The organism is Nocardia carnea NBRC 14403 (genome assembly GCF_000308515.1).
In the GTDB taxonomy this organism is placed as follows: domain Bacteria; phylum Actinomycetota; class Actinomycetes; order Mycobacteriales; family Mycobacteriaceae; genus Nocardia; species Nocardia carnea.
Map to the genome: position 1 here is coordinate 25,706 of NZ_BAFV01000013.1, position 24,982 is coordinate 50,687.

The window sequence follows — 24,982 nt, forward strand, 5'->3', positions numbered from 1 at the left end:
CAGCCGTCGCTGCCGTAGTTCCCCCGCTCGCCGCGATTCCCCTGGGTATCGTTACCTACGTAGCGAGTGGAAATGAGGAGCACACCATGGATTTCAAAGGGCTGGCCAACAAAGCGCTGGGTCTGGCGCGTAAGAACTCCAGCAAGGTCGACCCGCTGATCGAGAAGGTCGGCGACGCGGTGGACAAGAAGACCGGCGGAAAATACGCGTCGCAGGTCGACAAGGCGCAGGAGGCCGCTCGTAAAGCCGTACGTGATCAGCAGAAGTAGGTGGTGAGTTCCGCCCGGAGGGAGTTCCGGGCGCGGGCTGCTTCCGGTGTTCCCAGCGGCCTGAGTATGGGCCGGGCGGCCATCATGGTCGTCGGCTTCGCCGTCGTGATGCTCGTCTCGAATTCCATTGCTTCGTCGGTTCACAATCCCGTGGCTGCCCTTGTCGTCGGCCCCGTGCTGGCGGGCGTGGTGGTCTGGCTCTACATCTGGGCCGGACGCCGTATCGAGCGCCGCCGGGTTGTCGAGTTCCCTCGTCGCGGCGGCGGGCTCCATCTTGTGGTCGGCACGGTATCCGGGCTGGGCCTTGCGGCGGTGGCGATCGGTTTCCTTGCCCTCGCCGGCGTGTATCGAATCAGCGGGTGGGGGTCGGTCTCCGGTGCTCTCGCGGTCGCCGGCGCCATGTGCGCCGTCGCCGTCGCGGAGGAAGTTTTCTTCCGCGGTGTCGTCTTCCGGCTCCTCTGGGGGCGTTGGGGGACCGCGGTCGCGCTTGCCGTATCTTCCCTGATCTTCGGCCTCGTGCATCTGATCAATCCCGATGCTTCGGTATGGGGCGCGATCGCGATCGCCGTCGAGGCGGGTTTGCTGCTCGGTGCCGCTTACCTCGCAACAGGTTCGCTCTGGCTGGCGATCGGCATGCACTTCGGCTGGAACGCCGCAACCATGGGGATCTTCGGCACCGTCGTCTCGGGGAGTGAGGCGCGCGAATCGCTGGTCACAGCGGTCACGACAGGCCCGGATTGGTTGTCCGGGGGGAGTTTCGGACCGGAAGCGAGCATTGTCTCGGTACTGGTCTGTTCGGCGGCGACCGTGCTGCTGTTGTACCTCGGATATCGGCGCGGTGGGTTGTCGCTCCGGAACGGCTGAACCACCGGCTCAGGTCAGCAGGTCGAGGGCGAGAGCTCCGGCGCAGACCGCTACGACGATGGCCAGCGCGACCGCATCGTTGCGGCCGGGGCCGGCCGGGTGGGCGGTGAGCCGGCCTGTCCCGCCGCGGGCGGTGATGGCTTCGCCGAGTTCGCCGGCGCGGCGGGTCGAAACAGCCATGGCGGCGGTGAGGATATCGATCAGTGGGTCGGTGGTGCGGTGCAGTAGATCGGGTTTGGGGCGTAGCCGGCGTGCGGCGCGCAGGACCCGGATCTCTTCCAGCAGCAGCGGTAGTCCGCGCAGGGTCAGTGCCACCACGACGGCGAGTTCGTCGACCGGGACCCTCAGCTTGCGCAGCGGGCGGCCGAGGGTTGCCAGGGCGGGGGCGATTTCGCTCATCGGGGTGGTCCAGGCAATCAGCATGGATGCCGACAGGAGGATGAGCCCGAAGACCACGACCTGCGCGTAGCGCAGCAGCGCGACCCCGCCGACCGGTGCGCTGATCACCGCGCCGAGTGCGATCAGCAGCCAGAACACCCACGGTAGCCGGGGTACGACGCCGAGGGGGAGGCGAGCGAGGGCCCCGACCGCGATCAGGAAGACGATCGTGACGCCGAGGATCGGCCAGCTGGGCAGGAACATCAGCAGCAGGCTGATCAGGAAGACGCCGATCATCTTGGTGCCGGCCCAGAGCCGGTGGATCGGGCTGGCGACCGGGACCTGGCGCAGCAGTACGGTGCTCATCGGGCACCTCCGTGGGCGTCGCCGGGTAGCCGCCACGCCGTGCCTGGGGCGGGTTGGTGGACTGGTCCGGGTGGGCGGACCGGTGGGATGGGTGCGGTATCGGCGTCCGATTCCGGGGCCGGGATGTGTGCGGCCTCGGTTTCGGGGATACGCCCGGCCTGCAGGTGGACGGTGCGGTCGCAGATGGCCGCGACATCCTCGACATCGTGTGAGATGACGATCAGGGTGAGCCCGGAATCGCGGAGGCGGGCCAGCAGGTCGACGATATCGGCGCGGCCCTCGGGGTCGAGTCCGGCCAAAGGTTCGTCCAGTACCACGACCTGTGGATGACTGGCGACGATGGCGGCCAGCACCACCCGTTTCGCCTGGCCGCCGCTGAGTTCTTCGATGGAGCGGGTGGTCAGTGAGCGGTCCAGGCCGACGGCGTCGAGGGCCTTGCCGACCGTGCCCGATCCGGTGCCGTCTCCGCCCCAATCGGCGATCTCTTCGCCGACGGTATGGCGTTGCAGTTGCAGCCGGGAATGCTGGAAGGCCAGTTCCACCCTGCCGATCTGTTTGCTGACCGGTTTCCCCGCCAGTTCGCAGCGGCCGACGCTGGGGGCGATGAGTCCGGCCATGATCCAGGCCAGGGTCGATTTCCCGGACCCGTTCCCGCCGACCACCAGCAGCGCTTCCCCGCGGGAAACCGTCAGGTCGATCCCGTGCAGGGCCTGCGCTTCCCACGGTGTGCCGCGGTTGTAGGTGTGCCGGACGCCGCGCAGCTCCAGAATCGGAGCACCCATGGGGTGGCGGCGGTGCGCGCGGGCCGGTTTCGGCCAGGCGGGCAGGCGGTCGACCATCCGGCCGTCCGCGAGATGGATCACCCGGTCGGCGGCGGCCGCGTCGGCTTCGTGGTGGGTCACCAGCACTACCGCCATCGGATGTCGTTTCGGCAGTTCGGTCAGTAGTGCCACCAGTTCGCGGCGGCCGTCCGGGTCGATCATGGAGGTGGCTTCGTCGGCGATGAGCAGCGCCGGGCGCCGGGCGAGCGCGGCCGCCACGGCGAGCCGCTGCTGCTGACCACCGGAGAGGGTCGCGGTCTCCCTTGCACCCATTCCGTCCAGCCCGACCTCGCGCAGCAGATCGTCGATCCGGACCTCGGCCGCCAGTTCGGTGGGCAGTCCCCAGACGACATCGTCGGCGACCAGTACTCCGAGGGTCTGGCTTTCCGGTCGCTGGAGAACGAGGGCGGTGCCGCCGAGATGGCCGAGGCCCGCCGATCCGGGCCGGTCCACCGTGCCGCTGCTCGGTGGCAGCCCGGCCAGCAGCCGGGTGAGGGTGGATTTCCCGGAGCCGTTGTGCCCGACCACAGCCACGAATTCGCCGACCGCCACGCGTAGGTCGATCGCCGCCAGTGCATCATCGGCCGCGCCCGCATAGCGATAGCCGGCCCCGCGCAGCGTGACCGGTAGCGGCGCGATGGGGCGATCGTCGGCGGGGGCGTCGAGCCGGTCGGCGCCGGGGAGCCAGGTGAGCCGGTCCAGCACGGACCCGAGGACGAACCAGGAGACGAGTGCGGTGACCACGGTGCCGAGGGCGACGGTGGCGCCGATATAGATCCACCACCACTGCAGGACGACCTCGGCCACGTCCAGTACACCGCGACCCAGCGGTGCCAGCTGGGCTTGCCGGGAGGTGATGTCGGCCAGGCCGGTGGCGGTATTGCGGATGTTGTCGAACAGCAGGTCGCGGGTGGCGGAGAAGACCAGCAGGAAACCGATCGAGAACGCGCCCCACGCGAGACCTGCGACGATCGAGAGCCCGGTGACCGTGATGAGGCCGCCGCGGCGGCGTTTGACGGTGCCGACGATACCGCCGATGGTCGCGGTGGCGACCATGGCCATGGCAGCGGTGAGTCCGGCCGCGACGAAGGTGACCAGGGCGGCCGAGACGGAGGCGGTGAACAGGGCGCGGAATCGATAGCGGTGCGCCAGCAGGCCCATGGGGACGGCAGCGACGAGTTGGAGTGCCGCGGCGAACGGGATCACCGAGCCGACCGTGACGAGTCCGACGGTCGCGCCGCCCAGAACCGCGCCGGTGGCGAGCTCGATCGGCCGTAGTGCCGCGGCTCGGGGGTCGCGGGCGGGCCGGTCGGATGCGCCGGGCCGGGCGGTAGCGGGCTGGTCACTCACGACGTCAAGTCTGCCAGCCACGCGGCCGGGCGCGAATCGACGGTATTGCAAGCATGCGCATCAACGCATATGTTGTCTGCGTGGGACATGATCATACGCATCGGGTATCACCCGAAAGCGCCTCCGGGAAATACGTCGGACGCCTGGCGCTGGCGCTGGCCATCGGCGCCGCATTCATGCTCGTCGAAATGGCGGTCGCGCTGGCCACCGGTTCGCTGGCACTGCTCTCCGACGCCGCGCATATGCTCACCGATGTCGTCGGTATCGCGATGGCGCTGTCGGCAATCCTGCTGGCCCGCAACACCCGGCCCAGCTACACCCGCACCTTCGGTTACTACCGCGCCGAGGTGATCGCCGCGCTGGCCAATGCCGTCCTGCTGTTCGGAGTGGCCGGTTATGTCCTGGTGGAGGCGGTGCGCCGCTTCGGCGAACCTCCGGAGGTCCCGGGGGTGCCGGTGCTCATCGCGGGCGTGATCGGTCTCGCCGCCAATATCGTGTCCTTCTTGTTGCTGCGGCGCGGCGCGGCGGAGAGCCTCAATGTGCGCGGCGCCTACCTCGAGGTCCTCGCCGATATGATCGGGTCGTTCGGGGTGCTGGTCTCGGCGGCGATAACTCTCACCACCGGCTGGTACTACGCCGATATGGTCGTCGGTGTGGCGATCGGTGTGTGGGTGCTGCCCCGCACCTATCTGCTGGCGCGCCGCTCGCTGCGGATCCTGTTCCAGCACAGCCCCGAAGAGCTCGACGTCGAGGCCGTCGCGGCCGAACTCGCCGCGGTCCCCGGGGTCTGCGATGTCCACGATCTGCACGTGTGGACACTGACCTCCGGAATGGAGGTCGCCTCGGCGCATATCACCACGTCCGGTCCGGATATGCGCGACGATATCCTGCGTGCAGCCCAGCACCTGCTCGCCGAGCGTTTCCATATCGAGCACGCCACCCTGCAGATCGAGACCACCGATACCGCCCGTCGCTGCACGGAACTGTCCTGGTAGCCGCTGCCCGGCCGATAGAGATATTCGGCCATAATGGCGGGATGGTGCAGCGTCCGTCGGTCCGGGACTGGGATTTCCCGCGTGGTGTCGCCAGTGTCGCGCTGATGGTGGGCTACGGCGCCGAACACGGGGTCGCGCCCGCGGCCCTGCTGCGCGGCACCGATCTCACCGAGGCCCGCCTACGCGACCCCGACGTCCAGATCGACGCCCATACCGAACTCGCGGTGGTCCGGAATCTGGTGCGTCAGCTCGACCGCCCCGGTATGGGCATCGAAGTGGGCCGCCGCTACCGCATCACCACCTTCGGTATCTTCGGCTTCGCCTGCGTGAGCAGTCCCACTCTGGCCGAGGCGATCGATTTCGCCCTGCGCTATATGGAACTGAGCTTCGCCTTCTGCCTGCCGGTGACGCAGTGGGAGGACGGCGAATTCGTCGGCCGGATCCTCGACGATTCCGTCCCGGCCGATCTCCGGCAGTTCCTGGTGGAACGCGATGTGACCGCCATGCATCAGGTGATGAGCGATCTGCTGGGCCGGCACCTGGAACTGATCCGGGCCGAATTCCGATTCCCCGAACCCTCGTACGCCGATCGGATCGCCGCGGTCACCGTGGCCCCGCCGCGGTTCGGCCGCCCGGAAAACCTGGTCGCTCTCGATCCGGCGATCCTGGATCAGCCGCTCCCACAGGCCAACGAACACACCCTGGCCATCTGCCTGGCGCAATGCCGTGATCTGGTCCATCGGCGCCGCGCCCGCACCGGGATCGCCGCCGAGGTCCGGGCCCGGCTGGTGCCCCGGGGCGGGCTGGACGGTTTCACCGCACCGCCCGGTATCGACGCCGTCGCCGCCGACCTGAACCTGAGCACCCGCACCCTGCGCCGGCACCTCGATGCCGCCGGTACCAGTTACCGCGCACTGCTGGACGAGGTACGCCAGGCCCTGGCGGAGGAAATGCTCACCACCACCCCGCTGTCGGTGAGCGATGTGGCGATCCGGCTCGGCTACGCCGAGGCCTCTACTTTCATCTACGCCTTCAAACGCTGGACCGGCGCGACCCCCGCCGCCTACCGCCGAGCCCGCGCCGGACGGTATTGAACGATCAGTACGGGCTCGCGATCCAGCCACCCATCGGCACACTGCGGAAATGGGTGATCAGCCGATGGTCGTCGTCGATCACGTGCAGGGCGACCGACGGGTCCGGCCCGTAGTCCATCACCCGCTCGGGCGGTGCGAGTTCCCATTCGCCGCCCAGCACCGAGGCCGTGCTCGGACCGATGAGCAGCGGTTTGCCCGCGAAAGTACTCACCCCGGCGGTATGCGCGTGCCCGGCCAAGGTCCCGATGATGCGCCGATCACCGGTGATCACCGCGGCCAGCCGCTCCGGCTCGTCCAGTGCGATCGTGTCCACGATCGGACTGTGCAGGAAAACCGGTGGATGGTGCAGGGCCAGCAGCACGGCCGCGTCGGGCGCGGTTGCGGCGAGGGTGTCGTCCAGCCAGTCGTAGGTTTCGTCGGACAGCCGGCCACCCGACTGCCCGGGGACGCTGGAGTCCAGCAGGATCAAGGTCAGCCCGCCGACCCGGTGCACCTGGTTCACCGGATCGTCCGAGGGGGACCCGGACAGCAGCACCTCCCGGAACGCTGCCCGCTCATCGTGGTTCCCGGGAATCGCGAGCACCGGCAGATCGGCCTGTAGCGACATCCGGGCCTCGGCATACTGCTCGGGCTTCCCGGAATCGGTGATATCGCCGGTCACCACGATCACATCCGGCCGCCGCCGCAGATCCGCCAGATAGGCCATCACCCGTTGCGCGCGCTCGGTATTACGGGTCCCGAGATCGAAATGTGTATCGCTGACCTGAGCCACCAGGATCATCGGTGCTCCTGTGTTCATCGGCGCGCCTCCGGCGCGCGGGGCCGAAACCCTCCCAGGGCCTCGCTGAACTCGGCACCACGGTGGTTCCGCAGGCCGATGTCACGTCACCCAGCTTAGGGCAGTTGGCCAGCGGCAACGGCGGGGCTATGAGGCACGCCACGACCTCTTCCGGTGTGTATGACCACAGTCAGTCGGGGAGAGCGGCCGGTGGGTGGGGGAGCGGCGCCCAGAAATCCTCGTCGGGGGGTGCTTCCAGGTCGAGCCGGCCGTCGGGACGCCAGTCCGCGCCGAGGCGCAGCCGCCAGGAGTGCAGCTGGGTGCGGGGGTGGGTGCCGGTGCGATCGAACAGGGGGTCGCCGGTGATGGGGTAGCCGATCCAGGCCAGGTGTACGCGGAGCTGATGGCGGCGGCCGGTGATCGGATACAGGGCCACGACGGTGTACTCGCTGTGCCGGGCCACGACGGCGAACTCGGTGCGGGAAGGGTAGTTCTTCGTGTTCAGCAGGTCGGCGTCGGCGACGAACCAGTGATCACCGGTGCGCTGGATCGTCTCGCGGGGCGCGGCCACCCGGACCCGGTTCTTCCGGCCGACGCTGAGCGGCAGTTCGATTACCCCGCGGTCGGGCAGCGGTTCGGGTCCGGCGGCGACGACGGCCAGATAGCTCTTCGCTGCGGTCTGCTTGTTGAACTGGCGGGTCAGCTGCCCATGTGCCGGAAGCTGACGGGCCAGCAGCACCAGACCGGAGGTGACCTTGTCTATCCGGTGCACCGGATACAACTTCTCCCCCGTGGCCTCGGCGGCGGCGACGATATCGATGTCGTGCCGCTCCCCGGTGACCGAGATTCCGGCGGGTTTGTTCAGCGCCAGAATCGCCTCGTCCTCGGCGAGCAGGCAGCGGGCGCGCAGCTCGGGCCAGTCGATATCCACCGGTCGAGCGTAGAGCCGGGTCCCGAGCTGGGATCGGCAGGGACTGCGATCCGCCGTTTGCACGAAACTCCCGGAATCCCGGGTGGGCCGACAACTTCGCAATGTTGCGGGCAGAATAAGGCGTGCCGCCGCCTTCGCCCAGGTCGCGTGGAGGTGGCTGATGAAGCTACCCGCCACGAGTCACCGATAGCGCAACACGGCGGCCCGGGACGTGATTGCGGTCCCGGTCGCGTTTGACCGAAATCGCCCGTCGAGCGGTTGTGGACCGGGCGCAAAGAGCTTGCCGGACCGACCCTCCTCGGGAGCAATGGTGGCCTCTTCGACTCCGCTGAACTCCGGCCGCGCCCTGGCCGGTGATCACACGATGACCGGTGGACGCACCCTGATGCTGGTCCTGGCGACCGTCGGGTTCGCGCTCAACTTCTGGGCGTGGGCCCTGCTCAGCCCGCTGGCACCGCGGTTACGCGACGAACTCGGTCTCAATTCGTTCCAGGAGTCGCTGGTGGTGGCGGTTCCGGTGATCGTGGGATCGCTGGGCCGGATACCCGTCGGGGCGTTGGCCGATCGCTACGGCGGGCGGCTGATGTTCCCGGTGGTTTCGCTGATCACCGTGGTGCCGGTGCTGTTCCTGGGGCTGGTCGGCCATTCGGCGCTGGCGGCGTTGCTGATCGGGGGTTTCTTCCTCGGAGTCGGCGGCACGGTGTTCGCGGTCGGGGTGCCGTTCGTGAGCCGCTGGTTCCCGCCGGAGAAGCAGGGGCTGGCGATCGGGGTGTACGGGATGGGGATGGGCGGTACCGCCATCAGCGCCCTCACCACCGTGCAACTGGTGGATATGGGCGATACCGCGACCCCGTTCCTGCTGTGCGCCGCCGCGTTGGCCGTCTACGCGATCGTCGCCTGGTACCTGCTGCGCGACGCTCCCGGCCGGACCGCCCCCACCGAATCGATGACCACTCGGTTGAAGCAGACCATGCGCCTGCCCGCCACCTGGGAAGCCTCGGCGTTGTACGCCGTCGCATTCGGCGGGTTCGTCGCGTTCTCGGTGTACCTGCCGTCGTATCTGCGCACCGCCTACGACCTTTCCCAGGCGGACGCAGCAAACAGAATGGCCGGGTTCGTACTGCTCGCGGTGGTCATGCGGCCGGTCGGCGGCTGGCTGGTCGACCGGTTCAACGGGCCGGTGGTACTCGCCACCACCCTCGGATTCGTGGTCGCCGCCGCGGCCGTACAGGCCGCCACCCCGGACCTGATGCCGGTCGGCACCATCGCGTTCCTCGTGCTGGCCGCGGCACTCGGCGCGGGTAGCGGGGCGACCTTCGGCTTGGTCGCGCAGATCGCGCCGCCCGGCAAGGTCGGGTCCATCACCGGGTTCGTGGGAGCCGCGGGCGGTCTGGGCGGTTTCGTACCGCCGCTGGTAATGGGTGCCATCTACGAATCGACCGCCGATTACGGCCCGGGGTTGCTCGCGCTGGCCGCGGTCGCGCTGGCCGCGCTCGTATTCACACTCACTGTCGTCCGCCGTGAAGTTACCCGGCAACGCAGCTGAGGTGTCCCGATCGAATATGCAGAAGGAGTACCGACGATGCGACACCTCCGCCGATGTACCCCGCTCCCGGGAGGTCTCGAGATGCGTCACCGCCGCATCGGTCTCCGTGAATCACAGGTGCACTCTTCCGAGGAGGTCGTATGACCGGTGGGCGACGGAACTCCGGCGGGACGCGGCTCGACGGTGAGCTCACCGACGCGCTGGTGGGCACCCGGCGGTTCTTCACCCGCGCCGAGGTCTCGCCGGACCGGCGGTCGATGTACGAAACCGGCGGGCGGCAGGCGGACGAGTTCTACCGGGACCGCTGGAGTCACGACAAGGTGGTGCGGTCCACGCACGGAGTGAACTGCACGGGGTCGTGTTCGTGGAAGATCTACGTCAAGGACGGGATCATCACCTGGGAGACCCAGCAGACCGACTATCCGTCGGTGGGCCCGGACAAACCGGAGTACGAACCGCGCGGTTGCCCGCGTGGCGCCGCGTTCTCCTGGTACACCTATTCGCCGACCCGCGTGCGGTATCCGTATATCCGCGGCGTCCTGCTGGAGATGTACCGGGCGGCGAAGAACGCCATAGGTGACCCGGTACGCGCCTGGGCTTCCATCGTGGAGGACCCGGAATCGGCCCGGCGTTACAAGGCCGCGCGCGGTAAGGGCGGTCTGGTCCGGGCGACCTGGGACGAGGCGACCGAGATGATCGCCGCCGCGCATATCCACACCATCGAGCGGTACGGCCCGGACCGGATCGCGGGCTTCTCCCCGATCCCGGCCATGTCGATGGTGTCGCATGCCTCGGGGGCGCGGTTCGTCTCGTTGATCGGCGGGGCGATGCTGTCGTTCTACGACTGGTACGCCGATCTGCCGGTCGCGTCCCCGCAGATGTTCGGCGATCAGACCGATGTTCCGGAGTCGGGGGACTGGTGGGATGCCGGCTATCTGATCATGTGGGGATCCAATCTGCCGGTGACCCGCACCCCGGACGCGCACTGGATGGCCGAGGCCCGGTACCGGGGGCAGAAGGTTGTGGCGGTATCCCCGGATTACGCGGACAACGTGAAATTCGCCGATGAATGGCTGGCCCCGCACCCCGGCACCGACGGCGCCCTCGCGATGGCGATGGGGCATGTGGTGCTGCGGGAATTCTTCGTCGAACGGGAGGTTCCCTACTTCGCCAGTTATATCCGGCAGTTCACCGATCTGCCGTTTCTGGTGCGGCTGGAGGAGAGCGACAGCGGCTATCTACCGGGAAAGTTCCTGACCGCCGCCGACCTCGACGAATACGTCGGAACCGAGAACGCGGCCTTCAAGACGGTGGTACTCGATGCCGAGGGCAGGGCGGTGGTGCCCAACGGTTCGCTGGGGTATCGCTTCGGTGAAACCGGTGCTGGCCGCTGGAATCTCGACCTCGAAGGGGTCCGGCCGCAGATCACCCTGCTGGGTGACGATGCGGTCACCGTATTGATGCCGCGCTTCGACACTGCCGGCGGTGAAGGCGCGACCGTGCAACGCGGCGTCCCGGTGCGCCGGGTGAACGGTCACCTGGTCACCACGGTTTTCGATCTGCTGCTGGCGCAGTACGGGGTGCACCGCGAAGGTCTGCCGGGGCTGTGGCCGGTCGACTATTACGACCCCGCCCAGCCCTACACTCCGGCCTGGCAGGAAGCGATCACCGGGGTTCCGGCGGCCGCGGTGCTGCGGATCGCGCGCGAATTCGCCACCAATGCCGAGGAGAGCCACGGCCGTTCGATGATCGTGATGGGCGCCGGTACCAACCACTGGTTCCATTCCGACACCATCTACCGGGCCTTCCTCACACTGACCACGATCACCGGCTGCCAGGGCGTCAACGGCGGCGGGTGGGCGCACTATGTGGGTCAGGAGAAATGCCGGCCGGTGACCGGATGGACCCAGCTGGCGTCGGCGCTGGACTGGTCGCGCCCGCCGCGGCAGATGATCCAGACCGCCTACTGGTACCTGCATTCCGATCAGTTCCGCTACGACTGGTTCGGCGCCGACACACTCTCGGCCGCGCACGGCGGTGGTCGCCTGGCCGATATGACCACCGCCGATGTGATCGCGCAGGCGGCCCGGCTGGGCTGGATGCCGTCCTATCCGACCTTCGACCGCAATCCGCTGGATCTGGTCGATGCGGCCGAGGCGGACGGCGGATCGCTGGCCGGTTACGTTGTTTCCGAACTGCGGGCGGGACGAATGCGGTTCGCCTGTGAGGATCCGGATGCGCCGGAGAACTGCCCGCGGGTGCTGAGCGTGTGGCGGGCGAATCTGCTCGGGTCCTCGGCCAAGGGCAACGAATACTTCCTGGAACATCTCCTCGGTACCGAATCCTCGCTGCGCGCCTCACCCACCCCTGCCGGTGCCCGGCCCCGCGATGTGGTGTGGCGGCCCGAGGCGCCGCGCGGCAAACTCGATCTGCTGCTCACCCTCGATTTCCGGATGACCAGCACCACCCTGTTCTCCGATATCGTGCTGCCCGCCGCCACCTGGTACGAGAAACACGACCTCAACACCACCGATATGCACCCGTTCGTGCATTCGTTCAACCCGGCCATCGCACCGCCCTGGCAGACCCGCAGCGACTGGGACGCCTTCCAGGCGATCGCCGAGAAGTTCAGCGAGCTGGCGGGGCCGCGACTGGGGGTCCGCAAGGATGTGGTCGCGGTGCCGCTGCTGCACGACACCCCGGACGAACTCGCCACACCGCACGGCCGGGTCGTGGATTGGAAGTACGGGGAAGCCGAACCGGTCCCCGGCGTCACCATGCCGAAACTCGTCGTGGTCGAACGTGATTACGGCGCTGTCGGCGCCAAGATGCGTGCCCTGGGGCCACTCGCGGAGAAACTCGGCGCCACCACCAAGGGCGTCACTTTCGACCTCGCCCCCGAAGTCGACTATCTACGGCATAAGAACGGCATGATCCGCGGTGGCCCTGCCGACGGCAGGCCGTCGCTACAGCGTGGGATCCAGGCCGCCGAGGCGATCCTGGCGCTGTCGGGCACCACCAACGGCCGCCTCGCCACCGAGGGGTTCCGCACCCTGGAGCAGCGCACCGGCGTGCCGCTGGCCGATCTGGCCGCCGAACACGAGGGCAAACGCATCACCTTCGCCGATACCCAGGCCGCGCCGGTACCGGTGATCACGTCACCGGAATGGTCGGGATCGGAGTCGGGCGGCCGCCGGTACTCCCCGTTCACGATCAATGTCGAACGGCGCAAACCCTGGCATACGCTCACCGGCCGTCAGCATTTCTATCTCGACCACGACTGGATGTCCGAACTGGGCGAGGGGCTACCCGTTTACCGCCCGCCGCTGAACATGGCGGCGCTGTTCGGTGAACCGGGTATCGGCTCGGTGGGCGAACTCGGCGTCACCGTCCGCTACCTCACCCCGCACAGCAAATGGTCCATCCACTCCGAATACCAGGACAACCTGTTCATGCTGAGCCTGTCCCGGGGCGGGCCCACGATCTGGATGTCACCGCAGGACGCGGCGAAGATCGAGGTCGCGGACAACGAATGGGTCGAGGCGGTCAACCGCAACGGGGTGGTCGTGGCGCGGACCGTGGTCTCGCATCGGATGCCCGCCGGCACGGTGTACATGTACCACGCGCAGGACCGGCTGATCGATGTCCCGATCAGCGAAACCTCCGGGCAGCGCGGCGGTATCCACAATTCCCTCACCCGCCTGCTGATCAAACCCAGCCACCTCATCGGTGGTTACGCCCAGCTCAGCTTCGCGTTCAACTATCTCGGTCCCACCGGAAATCAACGCGACGAGGTGACGGTGATCCGTCGTCGCGGACAGGAGGTGAGTTACTGATGCGGGTCATGGCGCAGATGGCGATGGTGATGAATCTCGACAAATGTATCGGCTGCCATACCTGTTCGGTGACCTGCAAACAGGCCTGGACCAACCGCTCCGGTGTCGAATACGTCTGGTTCAACAATGTGGAAACCCGGCCCGGGCAGGGGTATCCGCGAACCTACGAGGACCAGGAGAAATGGCGGGGCGGCTGGGAACTGAACCGCCGCGGCAACCTGAAACTCAAAGGCGGCGGCCGGTGGCGGAAATTGTTCACCATCTTCAGCAACCCGATCCTGCCCGAACTCGGCGACTATTACGAACCCTGGACCTACGACTACGAGAACCTCACCACCGCCCCCGCCCAGCGGCACACCCCGGTCGCCCGGCCGAAATCGCTGATCACCGGTAAGGATACGAAAATCGAATGGTCGGCGAACTGGGACGACGACCTCGGCGGCGCCACCGAATACGGCGACCGCGACCCGCTACTGGGAAAACTCGCCGAAAAGGTCCGGTTCGAATTCGAGCAGACCTTCATGTTCTACCTGCCCCGGATCTGTGAACACTGCCTGAACCCGTCGTGCGCGGCATCCTGCCCGTCCGGCGCCATCTACAAGCGCAGTGAGGACGGGATCGTCCTGGTCGATCAGGACCGCTGTCGCGGCTGGCGTATGTGTGTTTCCGGCTGCCCGTACAAGAAGGTGTATTTCAATCACCGCACCGGAAAAGCCGAGAAATGTACCTTCTGCTTTCCCCGGGTGGAGGTGGGGCTGCCCACCGTCTGCGCGGAGACCTGCGTGGGCCGGTTGCGCTATATCGGCCTGGTGCTCTACGACGCGGACAAGGTGCTGGAAGCCGCCGCCACTCCCGACGAGCAGGGGCTCTACCAGGCGCAGCGCGATGTGTTCCTGGACCCGGCCGATCCGGAGGTCCGGCGGGAAGCCGAACGCGCCGGAATACCCTACGACTGGGTGGAAGCCGCGGACAGGTCACCGATCTACGCGCTCATCAACACCTACAAGGTCGCGCTGCCGCTGCATCCGGAATATCGCACCATGCCGATGGTCTGGTACATCCCGCCACTGTCGCCGGTGGTCGATATCGTCCGCGATACCGGTCACGACGCGGAGGATTACGACAACCTCTTCGCTGCCATCGAGGCCCTGCGTATCCCGGTCGACTATCTCGCCCAATTGTTCACCGCCGGCGATCCCGCCCCGGTCACCGATGTCCTGCGCAAGCTGGCCGCCATGCGCAGCTATATGCGCGATATCAATTTCGGCCGCGAACCCCGCGAGCGGATAGCCGAGGCGGTCGGGATGACCGGTGCACAGGTCTACGATATGTTCCGCCTGCTCGCGCTCGCCAAATACGATGAGCGCTACGTTATTCCGCCTACACACGCCGAACAGGCACACGGTCTGGAAGAACTCGCCACCGAATGCAGCCTCGATTACGAAGGTGGCCCGGGGATGACCGCGTCGGGTCCGTTCGGGGAAAGCTCCGGCGGGCCCGCACCGATCGCGGTCGAGAACTTCCATATGCTGCGCAACCGGCAGACCGCCGACGCGCCCACCACGGTGCGCGGGCAGGGGCGGGTGAACCTGCTCAACTGGGACGGTAAAGCACCCGACGGCCTGTTCCCGCCCACCGACGACAACTCGTCCGGATCGGAGCAGCCGTGAAGAAAACCGTGAAAACCGATCCCGCTCTCCGGTCCGCCGCATGGCAGGCGCAATCCCTGCTGGTCGGGTATCCGGACGAGACGCTGCACCGCAACCTGCATCTGCTCGGCGCAGTGGCCGCGACCCTGCCGCCCACGGTCGGCGATCCACTCGCCCGCTTCCTCGCCCACGTGCAGCGCAGCTCCCTGTTCGAACTGGCCGCCGACTATGTCGCCACCTTCGACCACCGCAAACGGTTCAGTCCCTACCTCACCTACTTCGCCTACGGCGACACCCGCAAACGCGGGGTGGCGCTCCTGCGTTTCAAACAGGCCTACCAGGCCGCCGGGCTCCGGTTGAGCGAGGAAGAGCTACCCGACCATCTCTCCGTGGTTCTGGAATTCGCGGCCTCCGGACATGCCGAAACCGGTGTGCGGTTGCTCACCGAACATCGCGCGGGCCTGGAACTGATGCGCCGCGGACTCCACGAAACCGGTTCGCCCTGGGGCGATGTACTCGATTCGGTGCTCGCGACCCTCCCCGCTCTGGCCGGCCGCGAAGAAGACGCCATCGCCCGCCTCATCGCCGAAGGCCCCCCGGAGGAATCCGTCGGTCTGGCCCCCTTCACCCCACCCCAATACCTCCCCGACCCAGCCATGCCGCGAGAGCGCCGAAGTCATGTTCCGCACTGACCCGGATAGGTATCCAGGACTCCACGCCGCCGGTGGCGACGCCGAACTCACGGAGGTGCGTCGATGAATACAACCTTCCACGCCGAGGCGGCCGAACAGCTCACCACAGTCGACATCCTCCTGTGGGTGGCCCTGCCCTACGCCTCCATCGCGATCTTCCTGGTCGGCCACTACTGGCGTTACCGCTACGACAAGTTCGGCTGGACCACCCGCTCCTCTCAGCTCTACGAAAACCACCTGCTCCGCTTGGGCAGCCCCCTGTTCCATTTCGGAATCCTGCTGGTGATCCTCGGCCATATCGTCGGCCTGCTCATCCCCGAGGGCTGGACCGAAGCCGTCGGTATCAGCGAACCCGTCTACCACGCACTATCCGTCGGCCTCGGCGTCCTCGCCGGCGCCGCCACGCTCATCGGCGCCGCCATCCTCATCTACCGTCGCCGCACCACGGGCCCGGTGTTCTCCGCGACCACCCGCAACGACAAGATCATGTACGTCCTGCTCATCGGCACCCTTGTTCTCGGCTTCGGGACCACGGTGATCAGCAACGCCATCGGTCAACCCCATGACTACCGCCACACGGTTTCCCCCTGGTTCCGTTCCATCCTTTCCTTCCGGCCCGACACCGACCTGATCCTCGCTGCCCCCCTCGGCTTCCAACTCCACGTCATAGCCGCCTGGGTCCTGTTCGCCTTCTGGCCGTTCACCCGCCTCGTGCACGTCTTCTCCATGCCCATCGGCTATCTGACCAGGCCTTATATCGTCTACCGGAGTCGCGATGTGGAGCTGGGGTCCCGGCACGAGCGGCGCGGCTGGGAGCGAATTCAGTAGGCGGTGCTCTTGGGCTCTTGCCGGGCGCCGGACATATATGACACCATACGCATATGTCTCTGAAGCGCACTATGGTGTACGCCGATGCCGAGGACCTGGCGACGATCAAGGAAGCGGCAGCGCGCACTCAGACCAGCGAGGCCGAAATCATTCGAGAAGGCATTCACCTGGCCGCCATGCGAGTGCGCCGGCGCTCCGAACCGCTACGTCTGCGGCGATTCGCGAGCGGTGACCCCACTCTGGCGGATCGTGTCGACGAGATTCTCGCCGACGACGACACAGAATGACCCGCTCTACAATTCCGGTCGGCGCGGGCATCATCATCGCGGACACGTCGGGGCTCATCGCGGCCTTCGATACATCCTCGCCGGACAGTGACGGGGCCTTTGCGGCCCTCGGCTCGGCAGGGCTCGTCGTCCTGTCGCCGCTCGTGCTGGCAGAACTCGACCATGTGGGTCGTCGCGCTCTCGGGCAGCGGCACGCCATCTCGATGATCGAGGATATCGCCGCCGAAGCGCGTCGGGGAGCATTCGAGATCGCCACAGTAACAACAGACGTCCTCGATCAGGCGAACGCCGTGCGCACCCTGTATCCGGCATTGCGACTCGACCTCGCCGACGCTGTCAGCGTCGCGCTGGCTGCCGAATACGAAACGAATTCGGTACTCACTCTCGACCGCCGTGACTTTCGGGCGCTCACACCATTGACCTGCCACCAGGCGTTCCGGCTGCTACCCGACGACCTTTGACCGTAAGACCGGCGAATTCTGCCGGATATTGATTGGCGTGCGGGTGATCGCTCGGCGAAGCTGCAAGCGTGACCAGGCCAGTGAAGGTGGCGCGCGTACCCGGCCGTTCGAGGGCGATCGAGTTGAGCCTGCTCTCCTGGGTGTTGTTCGCGAGTTCAGGTCCGCTGGCCGCAGCGGTGATGGTAGAGGGCTGGTCACCGGCGGCTGTGACTTCGGTGCGCATCGGGTCGGCCGCCGTATTACTGGTTCTGGTGGTCGCACTGTGGCGGCCACGGGCACTGCGGTTCGGTCGCGGCGATCTCTGGCTTCTGCTGGGCTATGGGTTGCTCGGTGTCGCGGGGGTGCAGCTGTTGTTCTTCGTGGCTGTCGCCCGAGTCCCGGTGGGTGTGGCGATGGTGCTGGTCAACCTGGCACCTGCCCTGGTCGCGTTGTGGATACGGGGCGTGCGCGGAACACGGTTGCCCGGATCGGTGTGGGCGGGTATCGGGCTGGCACTGGCCGGTTTGGTCCTGATCGCGCAGGTCTGGCATGGTGCCCGGCTGGATCCGGTCGGTGTCGCGGCGGGCCTGGGCGCGGCGGCCTGTTCGGCCGGGTTCTTCCTACTCGGCGAGCACGGCGCGAGCCGGCACGATCCGTTCGGGATGACCGCGGTCGGATTGGTGATCGGCGCTGTGGTGATGGTCGTGGTCGTACCGCCGTGGACGCTGCCTTTCGATCGCCTGACGCTGTCTGCTGTGTTGGGTGGTTCGGACTTTCCCGTCTGGGTGGTGCTGCTGGTCCTGGCAGTGGCAGGCACCGTGGTGCCGTACCTGGCTGGGTTGTGGGCTTTACGAGATCTGCCCGCGCCACTCGCAGGCGTGTTGGCCATGGTGGAACCAGTGGTTGCCACCGTGCTGGCCTGGTTGTTGCTCGGGCAAGGGCTGCGCCCGGCTCAACTGGCCGGTGCGGCGATACTGCTCGTCGGCGCGATACTGGTACAACGTGCGATGCCGTAGAACGTCTCTCGGTTCGCGGCGGCCGGCACCGAATCGGTCCGGAGGAAGGTCAGCTGGGTCCTTCTGGGCCGAGGGCGCCGAACAGCACACTGCGGCCCGGGATTCCGACCGTCCGCATCACGGCCGGTAGCTCATCGGAATCGGCGGGTAACACCTGTGGAGCGGTCAACCGGTAGCGCTTACCGCGGTGAACAACTCCGGCCGCGCCCGCGGCCTGGATATTGCGCACCCAGTCCGATTCCGTTCCGTAGTTGAGTGGAACGGTGATGGCACCCGATTCGATGAACGCCAGAACCGGTGTGCGGTAGGGGTTGCCGGACTTTCGGCCATCGTGTTCGAGGACTGCCATGTACGGCAGATATGGGGCCCAGAGCCGCTGGACGGGATTCGTGACATGTCGATTGAACCGTGCAAGTGCCCGCATCCGCTTCGGGCCCGCCGCAGCCGCGATACGCGCGACTGCCCTGGCGACGGTAGCGGCGAACCTGTCCCGCATCTGCCTCACCCCCGTACTCGGACTGTGTCCCCGACCATGCTCCGCACCGTCCGGAGTTGTCAACGGCCGGCGCGCCCGGATGATCGCCGAGCGAGGACCGAGTGAATGATGATGGCAATTCCCGGAGCGCGAGGACCTCCCCGATCGTGATGGATCGGATAGATTGTCTTCCGGCCGGTCTTCCCGAGGTGGCAGAGCCAGGATGGTGGTAAGGCACACCAATCCGATCACCAACGCAATCAACCGAAGATCCCAGATCATCGAGCGCCACCCTCTGTCACCGGATCGGGCCAGCGGTAGCCATGCGGATAGACCTGCATAGGAGTAATGAGAACGGCCAGTCCCGATAGCCCTCGACTGTCGCCGCATACTGACTCCCGTTCAGGTTCTGTCCTGGTCTTGTTGGCTGGCACCCGCCGTCGAGGAAGGAAGTGTTCGACCCGACGGCGGGGCCGGAATCGAGAATCTCGGGAAGCGTTGTATCTTCGCGCCGCCGCCGGTGTCTCGCCTGGTGCGCGGCGGTATCTTCTAGGCCTCTTCTTCTCTGCGATCGCGTAATCCTGGGGATGGAACATGGCGACGGTTTTGAAAGCGCTGCTGCAGCAACGTCATATCCAAACGCTGTCGGCGTTCAACAGGGAGTACGACCGACATGCGATGAAGGTCGATTCCACACTTGTCGGTGCCGGGCCGAAGAAGGCGCAGTTCTACCGATGGCTGTCAGGGGAGATCACGGGATTGCCGTACCCCCATCACTGTCGCGTTCTGCAGTCGATGTTCCCGGACAGGACTGTCGATGAGCTGTTCAGGCAGCATGATGCCGAGGGCGAGGCCGCGTCGACCGAGTGTGCTCGATCGGGCGTGCTGCCGCCTGCGCGGCAATGTCTGTCCGGCACCGCTGATGTCGACTCTGTTTTCCCGAGCCGGATCGCCTTCACTCAGGCGATGTCGCCGCAGCAGTTGTTCGGGGGCGCGAGAACGATCGACATCGTCGGCATCTCTTTGAACTTGCTGTGTCAGCAGTACTCCGACCGGGAAATTGTGCAACTCCTCGAATCTGGGACGGCGGTGAGGTGTCTGTTTCTGGACCCCGAGGGGAAAGAGATCTCGCGGCGTGAGGCGGAGGAAGGCCAGGCGCCGGGCGCATTGTCAGGTCTGACCGCGTTGAATATAGGGGTATTGCAGCGGATCCGCGAGAATTCGGGCCCTGCGAGCGCGGGTTCGCTGCAGATTCGGACCTACGATGAAACTGCCCGGTTCAACATCGTTGCTGTCGACTCGGCACTCTGTGTCGTCCAGCCTTACCTGCCACTGGTTCGAGGACTCGAATCGCCCACCTTGGTCGCACGCAAGTCCGAGGCCGCAGGGATCTTCGATACCTTTGTCGGTGTCTTCGATGGGATATGGGCGCGAGGAAAGGGGCTCGGTTCGTGACCGAACTCGCCGGATTGCTGTCTGTTGCCCGCAAGGCTGTTGCGGAAGGCGCGGATCTGCTGTCGCGGGCGGTTCCAGGTGAGGTGCACACGAAGAGCGACCGCGACTTCGTTACCGAGCTGGATCTGGAGATACAGCGGACAGTTCAGCGGTATCTGCATGCTGCTACCCCGGGGGTCGGATTTCTCGGCGAAGAATCGCATATCGATGCGGTCACCGGCCCGGAAACTGAGCAGGTGTGGATCCTGGACCCCATCGACGGCACATCCAACTTCATACACGGTCTTCCGCTCTGCGCAGTTTCGCTGGCTCTTGTTCGTAATGGACAGCCGAAGGTCGGTGTAATCCGCGCACCTTTTCTCGGGGCCGAGTACTACGCCGCCGAAGGCGTCGGCGCATTCGCTGACGGCGTGCGGTTGTCGGCGGGTGCGGCGCGACAGCTTCGCGAGGCCATTGTCTCGATCGGCGATTACGCGGTCGGCCCTGACGCTGCTGTCGCGAACCACAACCGATTCGCTCTCACTCGAAAGCTTGCAGAATCCGTCGAACGAATCAGAATGTTCGGCTCGGCGGCACTCGATTTGGCATGGGTAGCCGAAGGCCGGACGGATGGGTGTGTCATCTTGTCGAACAAGCCGTGGGATATGGCGGCAGGCGTCGTGATCGCGCGAGAGAGCGGCGCAGTCGTGCTGGACTCCGACGGAACAGAACACAGCGTCCGTGCACGTCACACGATCGCCGCAAACCCGGTGCTCGCTCGGGAGCTGGTGCGTTTGGTAACCGGGTCGCTCGACTGAGCTCGACGGACTCTTCCGTGGGCCATGGTGTTGACGTAATGATTGCGTCATTATATTGTCGCGTTGTGTTGTACCCAACCCCGGCGCTCGCCGGCAGCGATGAGCGTGTGTTGTCCGAGGTCGACGACATGCGTGAGGAATTGCGGCATCAGTTGCAGAAAGTGCCGGGCAAATGGGCGGGTGGTCTGCGCAAGTTCCTCACGGCGGATGCTGTGGCAGCTTCGAATTCCATCGAAGGGTTCAAGGTTGCCACCATTGATGTCGAGGACTTGATGGCGGGTGAGCGTGATGTGGATGTCTCCGAAGAGGACCGGGCGGAGACGCTCGCCTATGAGCAGATGATGACCTACATCCAAACGCTCCATGATGTCGAGGATTTCGGTTTCAGCAAGGGGCTGTTCAATGCCCTGCATTGGATGTTGCAGGGACATCGATATTCCACGCGAAAGCCGGCGGGGCAGTGGCGGCGGGGGCCGGTGTATGTCACCGATGCTCGAGATCCGAGTATTGCCGCGTACACAGCGCCGGAGGCTACCGCGGTTCCTGGGTTGATGGCCGAACTGGTGGAGTGGTTGAACGTCGACGATGGCACACATGCGCTGGTGCGTGCTGCGATGGCACATCTGCATCTGGTGTCGATTCATCCCTGGGCCGATGGGAACGGCCGGATGTCACGGTCGTTGCAAACGCTGATGATCGCGCGCGAAGGGGTGCTTGCGCCTGAGTTCTCGTCGATCGAGGCATGGCTCGGCCGACCGGGAAATACCTGGGAGTACTACCAGGTGCTCGGTCGGCGCGGCAATGAATACCGGCCGGAACAGGATGTATCGGAGTGGGTCCGATTCAATCTGACCGCCTATCACCAGCAGGCGCAGACCGTGCGGGCGCGGTTTGTGCGCTCCGGCCGGGTGTGGGAGCGGCTATCCGAGTTCGCCCGCGCAAAGTCGTTGGACGAACGTCTGGTGACCGCCCTGCACGATGTGGCGATATCCGGACGGGTGCGGCGTAGTCGCTACGAGCAGAACGAGAACCTCAACCTCCAGCAAGCTCAGCGCGATCTGCGCGAGCTGGCGCGCAGGGAGATTTTGGAACCGATGGGGCGCACCCGTGCTCGTATCTATGTCGCCGGTCCGCAGTTTCCGGAGACTGTCCTCGAGATTGCCCGTACGCCGACGTCGCTGACCGACCCGTACGCAATTGGCGCCGACGGCCGCTCGGTGTAGGGCGATACGAACCCAGCCCTGCTATAGCAGGCGCGCTGAGTGTCGGTGGTGTCGAACTATTGAGGAAATATATTTCCGCTGAATGTACTTCCGCAAAGTTCGGATCCCGGTCGAACCGTTGTCGTCCCTGGATCCACTCTGGCTTACCGTTGCGAATCCGTGTTAACTTAATAGCGAACGGTCACTAACTTGGGCGACCGTGCCGAGCAGGTCAGGAGGGACCCATGCAGTCCGCGGTCATCGTCGATGTGGTTCGTACGCCGTCCGGGAAAGGCAAGATGGGCGGGGGTTTGTCGGGGGTGCATCCGGCGACCCTGCTGGCCGGGGTGCTCGAGAAGCTGATCCAGCGCAACGATCTGGATCCGGCGCTGGTCGACGATGTGGTGGGCGGGTGCGTCACCCAGAGTGGTGAGCAGGCGTTCAATATTTCGCGGACTGCCGTGCTCGCAGCGGGGTTCCCCGAGTCGGTGCCGGCGACGACCGTGGACCGGCAGTGCGGGTCCAGCCAGCAGGCGGCGCATTTCGCGGCGCAAGGGGTGATGTCGGGGGCCTATGACATCGCCATCGCCTGTGGGGTGGAGTCGATGAGCCGGGTGCCCATGTTCTCCAATGCGCAGGGGCAGGACGCCAACCGCGGGCCGATCGCGCACCGGTACCCGGAGGGGCTGGTGCAGCAGGGGGTCGCGGCAGAGATCCTCGCCGCCCGGTGGAAGTTGGACCGTCCGACCCTCGACGAATTCGCGGCGCGTTCGCATCGGCTGGCGGCCGAGACCGCGGCGGCGGGCGGATTCGACCGGGAACTCGTGGCCGCCGGTGAGCTCACCGCGGACGAAACCATCCGGGCCGGGTCCACTCCGGAGAAACTGGCGGGGTTGAAGCCGGCGTTCGCCGAGGAGCAGTACACACAGCGGTTCCCGGAGATCGACTGGTCGATCACCCCGGGTAACTCCTCGCCGCTCACCGATGGCGCCTCGGCGGCGTTGATCATGAGTGAGCAGATGGCAGCGAAGCTGGGGCTGACCCCGCGGGCCCGTTTCCATTCGTTCGCGGTGCTCGGCGACGACCCGCTGCTCATGCTGACCGCGCCCGTCCCGGCATCGAAGAAGGTGCTGGATCGGGCCGGTCTGACGATCGACGATATCGACACCTACGAGGTGAACGAGGCTTTCGCCCCGGTGCCGCTGGTGTGGCAGCACGAACTGCACGCCGACCCGGAGAAGCTGAACCCGCGCGGTGGGGCGATCGCGCTCGGGCATCCGCTGGGCGCCTCGGGTGTGCGGATTCTGGCCACCATGGTCAATCATCTCGAGCAGACCGGTGGTCGCTATGGGTTGCAGACCATGTGTGAAGCGGGTGGGCTGGCGAACGCCACCATCGTCGAACGGCTCTGATACCGGACGGACCGCCACCTCCTTGCCGTACGCCTGGAGGGGCGGTCCATCGGTGCGTCGTGGGCCCGGGCTGTGGTTCGGGCTTGCCGCCGGAGAGGGGCCACGACGCTGCCGCGGGTCAGTAGCGGCGTGCTCCGACCACGGGCGAATACGACATGGGGGAGATCTCCACGGTGGTGGTTGCGGCGTGGATAACCTGCCCGTCACCGGCGTAGAGGGCGGAATGGCCGCCGCCGCTGTAGGAGATCACGTCACCGACCCGTAGCTGGTCGAGCGGGACCGGCGTGCCGGCGGAGAGCTGGGACCAGCTGGTGCGGGGGACGTCCACGCCCGCCTGCTGGTAGGCCCATTTGACCAGTCCGGAGCAGTCGAAGGTGTTGGGTCCGGTGCCGCCGGAGACGTACGGGGCGCCGAGTTTGCTGCGCGCCGCCTGGATGGCGAGATCGCCCGGGGCAGGAGTGAATTGTGGCGCCGGTTCCGGGGTGGCGATACCGGGAATCCCGGCCGGTAGCGGAATATGATCGGGAACTTCGAAAACGCCGAGACCGGGCACTGTGACCGGCCGGGCTTCGGCGGGTGCGGCCGTGCAGAGAAGAGAACCTGCCGCCGCGGCGAGAACGGCCATGACGGCCATGCGTTTTCGGACTAGCGGTACTGACTCCATAATTGCGGTCCTCCGTGCTCAGGTCGAGAGCCGGTGGATCGCAAAAACTTTCACCGCCGATTGCGCGGCGAGGAATTCACCGACTACTCGAACAGCGTTGGAAATACACCACAGCTATATGTCGGTCCTGCAAACCCGGGGAGTCATGTTTCGCCGTCCGTCGCGCAGACTTCGGAAACGACACGGACAAGTTGGCTAACGGAACGGTAACGGTTCGCATCGGTCCAGCGTATGGGGCATATCGGAATTACGACGGGCGATACCGCGCCTTGATGTGGAACCGTTCGCCCTGCGGTCCGAACAGGCTCAGGTATTCGACGGGGTGTTCGTCGGCATTGCCGAACCAATGGGGGAGGTGGGTGTCGAATTCGGCGACCTCACCAGGGGTCAGCACCATATCCCGGTCACCCAGAATCAGGCGCATCTTGCCGTTGAGGACGTAAAGCCAGTGATAACCCTCATGGGTGTGCAGATCGGGTTCGGCCCAGGACCGGCCGGACAGGATCTGCTTGTAGGCCTGCAGGCCGCCGGGTTTGCGGGTGAGCGGGATCAGGGTCTGGCCGTGCCGGGTGATCGGCCGGATATTGACCCGGGGGTCGCCGGTCTCCGGCGCGGCGACCAGTTCGTCCAGCGGGACGCGATGTGCCTTGGCCAGCGGTAGCAGCAGTTCGAGGCTGGGTTTACGCTGACCCGATTCCAGGCGTGACAGCGTGCTCACCGGTATGCCGGTGAGCTCGGACAGTGCGGCCAGGGTGGTGCCGTTGCGTCGCCGCAGCTCACGTAGCCGCGGGCCGATCGCGTCGATGACATCGCCGAACTCCGGATCCATGCCTCTAT

At 66.2% G+C, this 24,982-nt stretch carries 23 protein-coding genes; 16 read left to right on the top strand and 7 right to left on the bottom strand.

Annotation, left to right across the window (positions count from 1 at the left end; translation table 11 throughout):
• The first annotated feature begins 86 nt into the window (after positions 1-86).
• Positions 87-269 carry an antitoxin gene (locus ON22_RS03145; RefSeq protein WP_033244153.1) on the top strand — a complete coding sequence of 61 codons (183 nt, stop codon included), beginning with the start codon at positions 87-89 and terminating at the stop codon, positions 267-269.
• A gap of 3 nt (positions 270-272) precedes the next feature.
• Entirely contained in the window at positions 273-1,133 is an 861-nt protein-coding gene (locus ON22_RS03150; protein WP_197039660.1) for a CPBP family intramembrane glutamic endopeptidase, read from the top strand.
• A gap of 9 nt (positions 1,134-1,142) precedes the next feature.
• On the opposite strand, the gene ON22_RS03155 is transcribed toward ON22_RS03150, so the two are convergent.
• The gene (locus tag ON22_RS03155; protein ID WP_033244155.1) at positions 1,143-1,877 is read right to left on the bottom strand and encodes a CbiQ family ECF transporter T component; all 735 of its coding nucleotides are present in this window, start codon (positions 1,875-1,877) and stop codon (positions 1,143-1,145) included.
• Positions 1,874-3,967: an ABC transporter ATP-binding protein gene (locus ON22_RS03160; RefSeq protein WP_051157129.1), complete on the bottom strand. Its 2,094-nt coding sequence runs from the start codon at positions 3,965-3,967 to the stop codon at positions 1,874-1,876. The genes ON22_RS03155 and ON22_RS03160 overlap by 4 nt, the downstream gene beginning before the upstream one ends.
• A gap of 161 nt (positions 3,968-4,128) precedes the next feature.
• Here ON22_RS03160 and ON22_RS03165 point away from each other — a divergent pair, with 161 nt between their 5' ends.
• The gene (locus ON22_RS03165) at positions 4,129-5,043 is read left to right on the top strand and encodes a cation diffusion facilitator family transporter (RefSeq protein WP_255218507.1); all 915 of its coding nucleotides are present in this window, start codon (positions 4,129-4,131) and stop codon (positions 5,041-5,043) included.
• A gap of 41 nt (positions 5,044-5,084) precedes the next feature.
• Positions 5,085-6,137 carry an AraC family transcriptional regulator gene (locus ON22_RS03170; RefSeq protein ID WP_033244157.1) on the top strand — a complete coding sequence of 351 codons (1,053 nt, stop codon included), beginning with the start codon at positions 5,085-5,087 and terminating at the stop codon, positions 6,135-6,137.
• A gap of 4 nt (positions 6,138-6,141) precedes the next feature.
• On the opposite strand, the gene ON22_RS03175 is transcribed toward ON22_RS03170, so the two are convergent.
• Together ON22_RS03175 and ON22_RS03180 are read right to left on the bottom strand one after the other, a co-directional pair.
• Complete coding sequence (locus ON22_RS03175) at positions 6,142-6,936, bottom strand: metallophosphoesterase (RefSeq protein ID WP_231508555.1); 795 nt, start codon at positions 6,934-6,936, stop codon at positions 6,142-6,144.
• Between the two features lie 169 nt (positions 6,937-7,105).
• Positions 7,106-7,846, bottom strand: a complete 741-nt coding sequence (locus ON22_RS03180) for an RluA family pseudouridine synthase (protein WP_033244159.1) — start codon at positions 7,844-7,846, stop codon at positions 7,106-7,108.
• A 310-nt stretch (positions 7,847-8,156) separates the two neighbouring features.
• On the opposite strand from ON22_RS03180, the gene ON22_RS03185 reads away from it, so the two are divergent.
• The 8 genes from ON22_RS03185 to ON22_RS03220 all read left to right on the top strand — a co-directional run bounded on the left by ON22_RS03185 (position 8,157) and on the right by ON22_RS03220 (position 18,140).
• Positions 8,157-9,392, top strand: coding sequence for a nitrate/nitrite transporter (locus ON22_RS03185; RefSeq protein ID WP_231508556.1), 1,236 nt, complete (start codon positions 8,157-8,159; stop codon positions 9,390-9,392).
• A gap of 140 nt (positions 9,393-9,532) precedes the next feature.
• The gene (locus tag ON22_RS03190) at positions 9,533-13,228 is read left to right on the top strand and encodes a nitrate reductase subunit alpha (RefSeq protein ID WP_033244160.1); all 3,696 of its coding nucleotides are present in this window, start codon (positions 9,533-9,535) and stop codon (positions 13,226-13,228) included.
• Complete coding sequence (gene narH / locus ON22_RS03195) at positions 13,228-14,898, top strand: nitrate reductase subunit beta (RefSeq protein ID WP_033244161.1); 1,671 nt, start codon at positions 13,228-13,230, stop codon at positions 14,896-14,898. The genes ON22_RS03190 and narH overlap by 1 nt, the downstream gene beginning before the upstream one ends.
• A complete protein-coding gene (narJ, locus tag ON22_RS03200) occupies positions 14,895-15,569 on the top strand; it encodes a nitrate reductase molybdenum cofactor assembly chaperone (protein ID WP_197039661.1) in 675 nt (224 codons plus the stop codon). Before narH ends, narJ begins: the two co-directional genes overlap by 4 nt.
• A gap of 63 nt (positions 15,570-15,632) precedes the next feature.
• Positions 15,633-16,397 carry a respiratory nitrate reductase subunit gamma gene (narI, locus tag ON22_RS03205; RefSeq protein ID WP_051157101.1) on the top strand — a complete coding sequence of 255 codons (765 nt, stop codon included), beginning with the start codon at positions 15,633-15,635 and terminating at the stop codon, positions 16,395-16,397.
• Positions 16,398-16,450: 53 nt separating this feature from the next.
• Entirely contained in the window at positions 16,451-16,684 is a 234-nt protein-coding gene (locus ON22_RS03210; RefSeq protein WP_033244162.1) for a ribbon-helix-helix protein, CopG family, read from the top strand.
• Complete coding sequence (locus ON22_RS03215; RefSeq protein ID WP_033244163.1) at positions 16,681-17,145, top strand: PIN domain-containing protein; 465 nt, start codon at positions 16,681-16,683, stop codon at positions 17,143-17,145. Before ON22_RS03210 ends, ON22_RS03215 begins: the two co-directional genes overlap by 4 nt.
• Before the next feature lie 68 nt (positions 17,146-17,213).
• Positions 17,214-18,140, top strand: coding sequence for an EamA family transporter (locus ON22_RS03220; RefSeq protein ID WP_051157102.1), 927 nt, complete (start codon positions 17,214-17,216; stop codon positions 18,138-18,140).
• Positions 18,141-18,189: 49 nt separating this feature from the next.
• On the opposite strand, the gene ON22_RS38400 is transcribed toward ON22_RS03220, so the two are convergent.
• Complete coding sequence (locus ON22_RS38400; protein WP_306306578.1) at positions 18,190-19,005, bottom strand: nitroreductase family deazaflavin-dependent oxidoreductase; 816 nt, start codon at positions 19,003-19,005, stop codon at positions 18,190-18,192.
• 204 nt (positions 19,006-19,209) lie between these two features.
• Between ON22_RS38400 and ON22_RS03230 the strand changes: the two genes are divergently transcribed.
• The 4 genes from ON22_RS03230 to ON22_RS03245 all read left to right on the top strand — a co-directional run bounded on the left by ON22_RS03230 (position 19,210) and on the right by ON22_RS03245 (position 23,481).
• Entirely contained in the window at positions 19,210-20,070 is an 861-nt protein-coding gene (locus ON22_RS03230) for a DUF5919 domain-containing protein (protein WP_033244165.1), read from the top strand.
• Complete coding sequence (locus ON22_RS03235) at positions 20,067-20,867, top strand: inositol monophosphatase family protein (RefSeq protein WP_033244166.1); 801 nt, start codon at positions 20,067-20,069, stop codon at positions 20,865-20,867. The genes ON22_RS03230 and ON22_RS03235 overlap by 4 nt, the downstream gene beginning before the upstream one ends.
• 65 nt (positions 20,868-20,932) lie before the next feature.
• Positions 20,933-22,090, top strand: coding sequence for a Fic family protein (locus tag ON22_RS03240; RefSeq protein ID WP_033244167.1), 1,158 nt, complete (start codon positions 20,933-20,935; stop codon positions 22,088-22,090).
• 224 nt (positions 22,091-22,314) lie between these two features.
• Positions 22,315-23,481 carry a thiolase family protein gene (locus tag ON22_RS03245; RefSeq protein WP_033244168.1) on the top strand — a complete coding sequence of 389 codons (1,167 nt, stop codon included), beginning with the start codon at positions 22,315-22,317 and terminating at the stop codon, positions 23,479-23,481.
• 118 nt (positions 23,482-23,599) lie between these two features.
• On the opposite strand, the gene ON22_RS03250 is transcribed toward ON22_RS03245, so the two are convergent.
• Both ON22_RS03250 and ON22_RS03255 read right to left on the bottom strand, forming a co-directional pair.
• Entirely contained in the window at positions 23,600-24,115 is a 516-nt protein-coding gene (locus tag ON22_RS03250; RefSeq protein WP_033244169.1) for a C40 family peptidase, read from the bottom strand.
• A gap of 277 nt (positions 24,116-24,392) precedes the next feature.
• Positions 24,393-24,974, bottom strand: coding sequence for a helix-turn-helix domain-containing protein (locus tag ON22_RS03255; RefSeq protein ID WP_033244170.1), 582 nt, complete (start codon positions 24,972-24,974; stop codon positions 24,393-24,395).
• Between the last annotated feature and the right edge of the window lie 8 nt (positions 24,975-24,982).

Excerpts from the sequence above, each read along its gene's own strand:
- ON22_RS03145 (WP_033244153.1), top strand. The coding sequence starts at position 87 with ATGGATTTCAAAGGGCTGGCCAACAAAGCGCTGGGTCTGGCGCGTAAG.
- ON22_RS03155 (WP_033244155.1), bottom strand. The coding sequence starts at position 1,877 with ATGAGCACCGTACTGCTGCGCCAGGTCCCGGTCGCCAGCCCGATCCAC.
- ON22_RS03170 (WP_033244157.1), top strand. The coding sequence starts at position 5,085 with ATGGTGCAGCGTCCGTCGGTCCGGGACTGGGATTTCCCGCGTGGTGTC.
- ON22_RS03175 (WP_231508555.1), bottom strand. The coding sequence starts at position 6,936 with ATGAACACAGGAGCACCGATGATCCTGGTGGCTCAGGTCAGCGATACA.
- ON22_RS03190 (WP_033244160.1), top strand. The coding sequence starts at position 9,533 with ATGACCGGTGGGCGACGGAACTCCGGCGGGACGCGGCTCGACGGTGAG.
- narH (WP_033244161.1), top strand. The coding sequence starts at position 13,228 with ATGCGGGTCATGGCGCAGATGGCGATGGTGATGAATCTCGACAAATGT.
- narI (WP_051157101.1), top strand. The coding sequence starts at position 15,633 with ATGAATACAACCTTCCACGCCGAGGCGGCCGAACAGCTCACCACAGTC.
- ON22_RS03210 (WP_033244162.1), top strand. The coding sequence starts at position 16,451 with ATGTCTCTGAAGCGCACTATGGTGTACGCCGATGCCGAGGACCTGGCG.
- ON22_RS03215 (WP_033244163.1), top strand. The coding sequence starts at position 16,681 with ATGACCCGCTCTACAATTCCGGTCGGCGCGGGCATCATCATCGCGGAC.
- ON22_RS38400 (WP_306306578.1), bottom strand. The coding sequence starts at position 19,005 with ATGCGGCGACAGTCGAGGGCTATCGGGACTGGCCGTTCTCATTACTCC.
- ON22_RS03230 (WP_033244165.1), top strand. The coding sequence starts at position 19,210 with ATGGCGACGGTTTTGAAAGCGCTGCTGCAGCAACGTCATATCCAAACG.
- ON22_RS03245 (WP_033244168.1), top strand. The coding sequence starts at position 22,315 with ATGCAGTCCGCGGTCATCGTCGATGTGGTTCGTACGCCGTCCGGGAAA.
- ON22_RS03250 (WP_033244169.1), bottom strand. The coding sequence starts at position 24,115 with ATGGCCGTCATGGCCGTTCTCGCCGCGGCGGCAGGTTCTCTTCTCTGC.
- ON22_RS03255 (WP_033244170.1), bottom strand. The coding sequence starts at position 24,974 with ATGGATCCGGAGTTCGGCGATGTCATCGACGCGATCGGCCCGCGGCTA.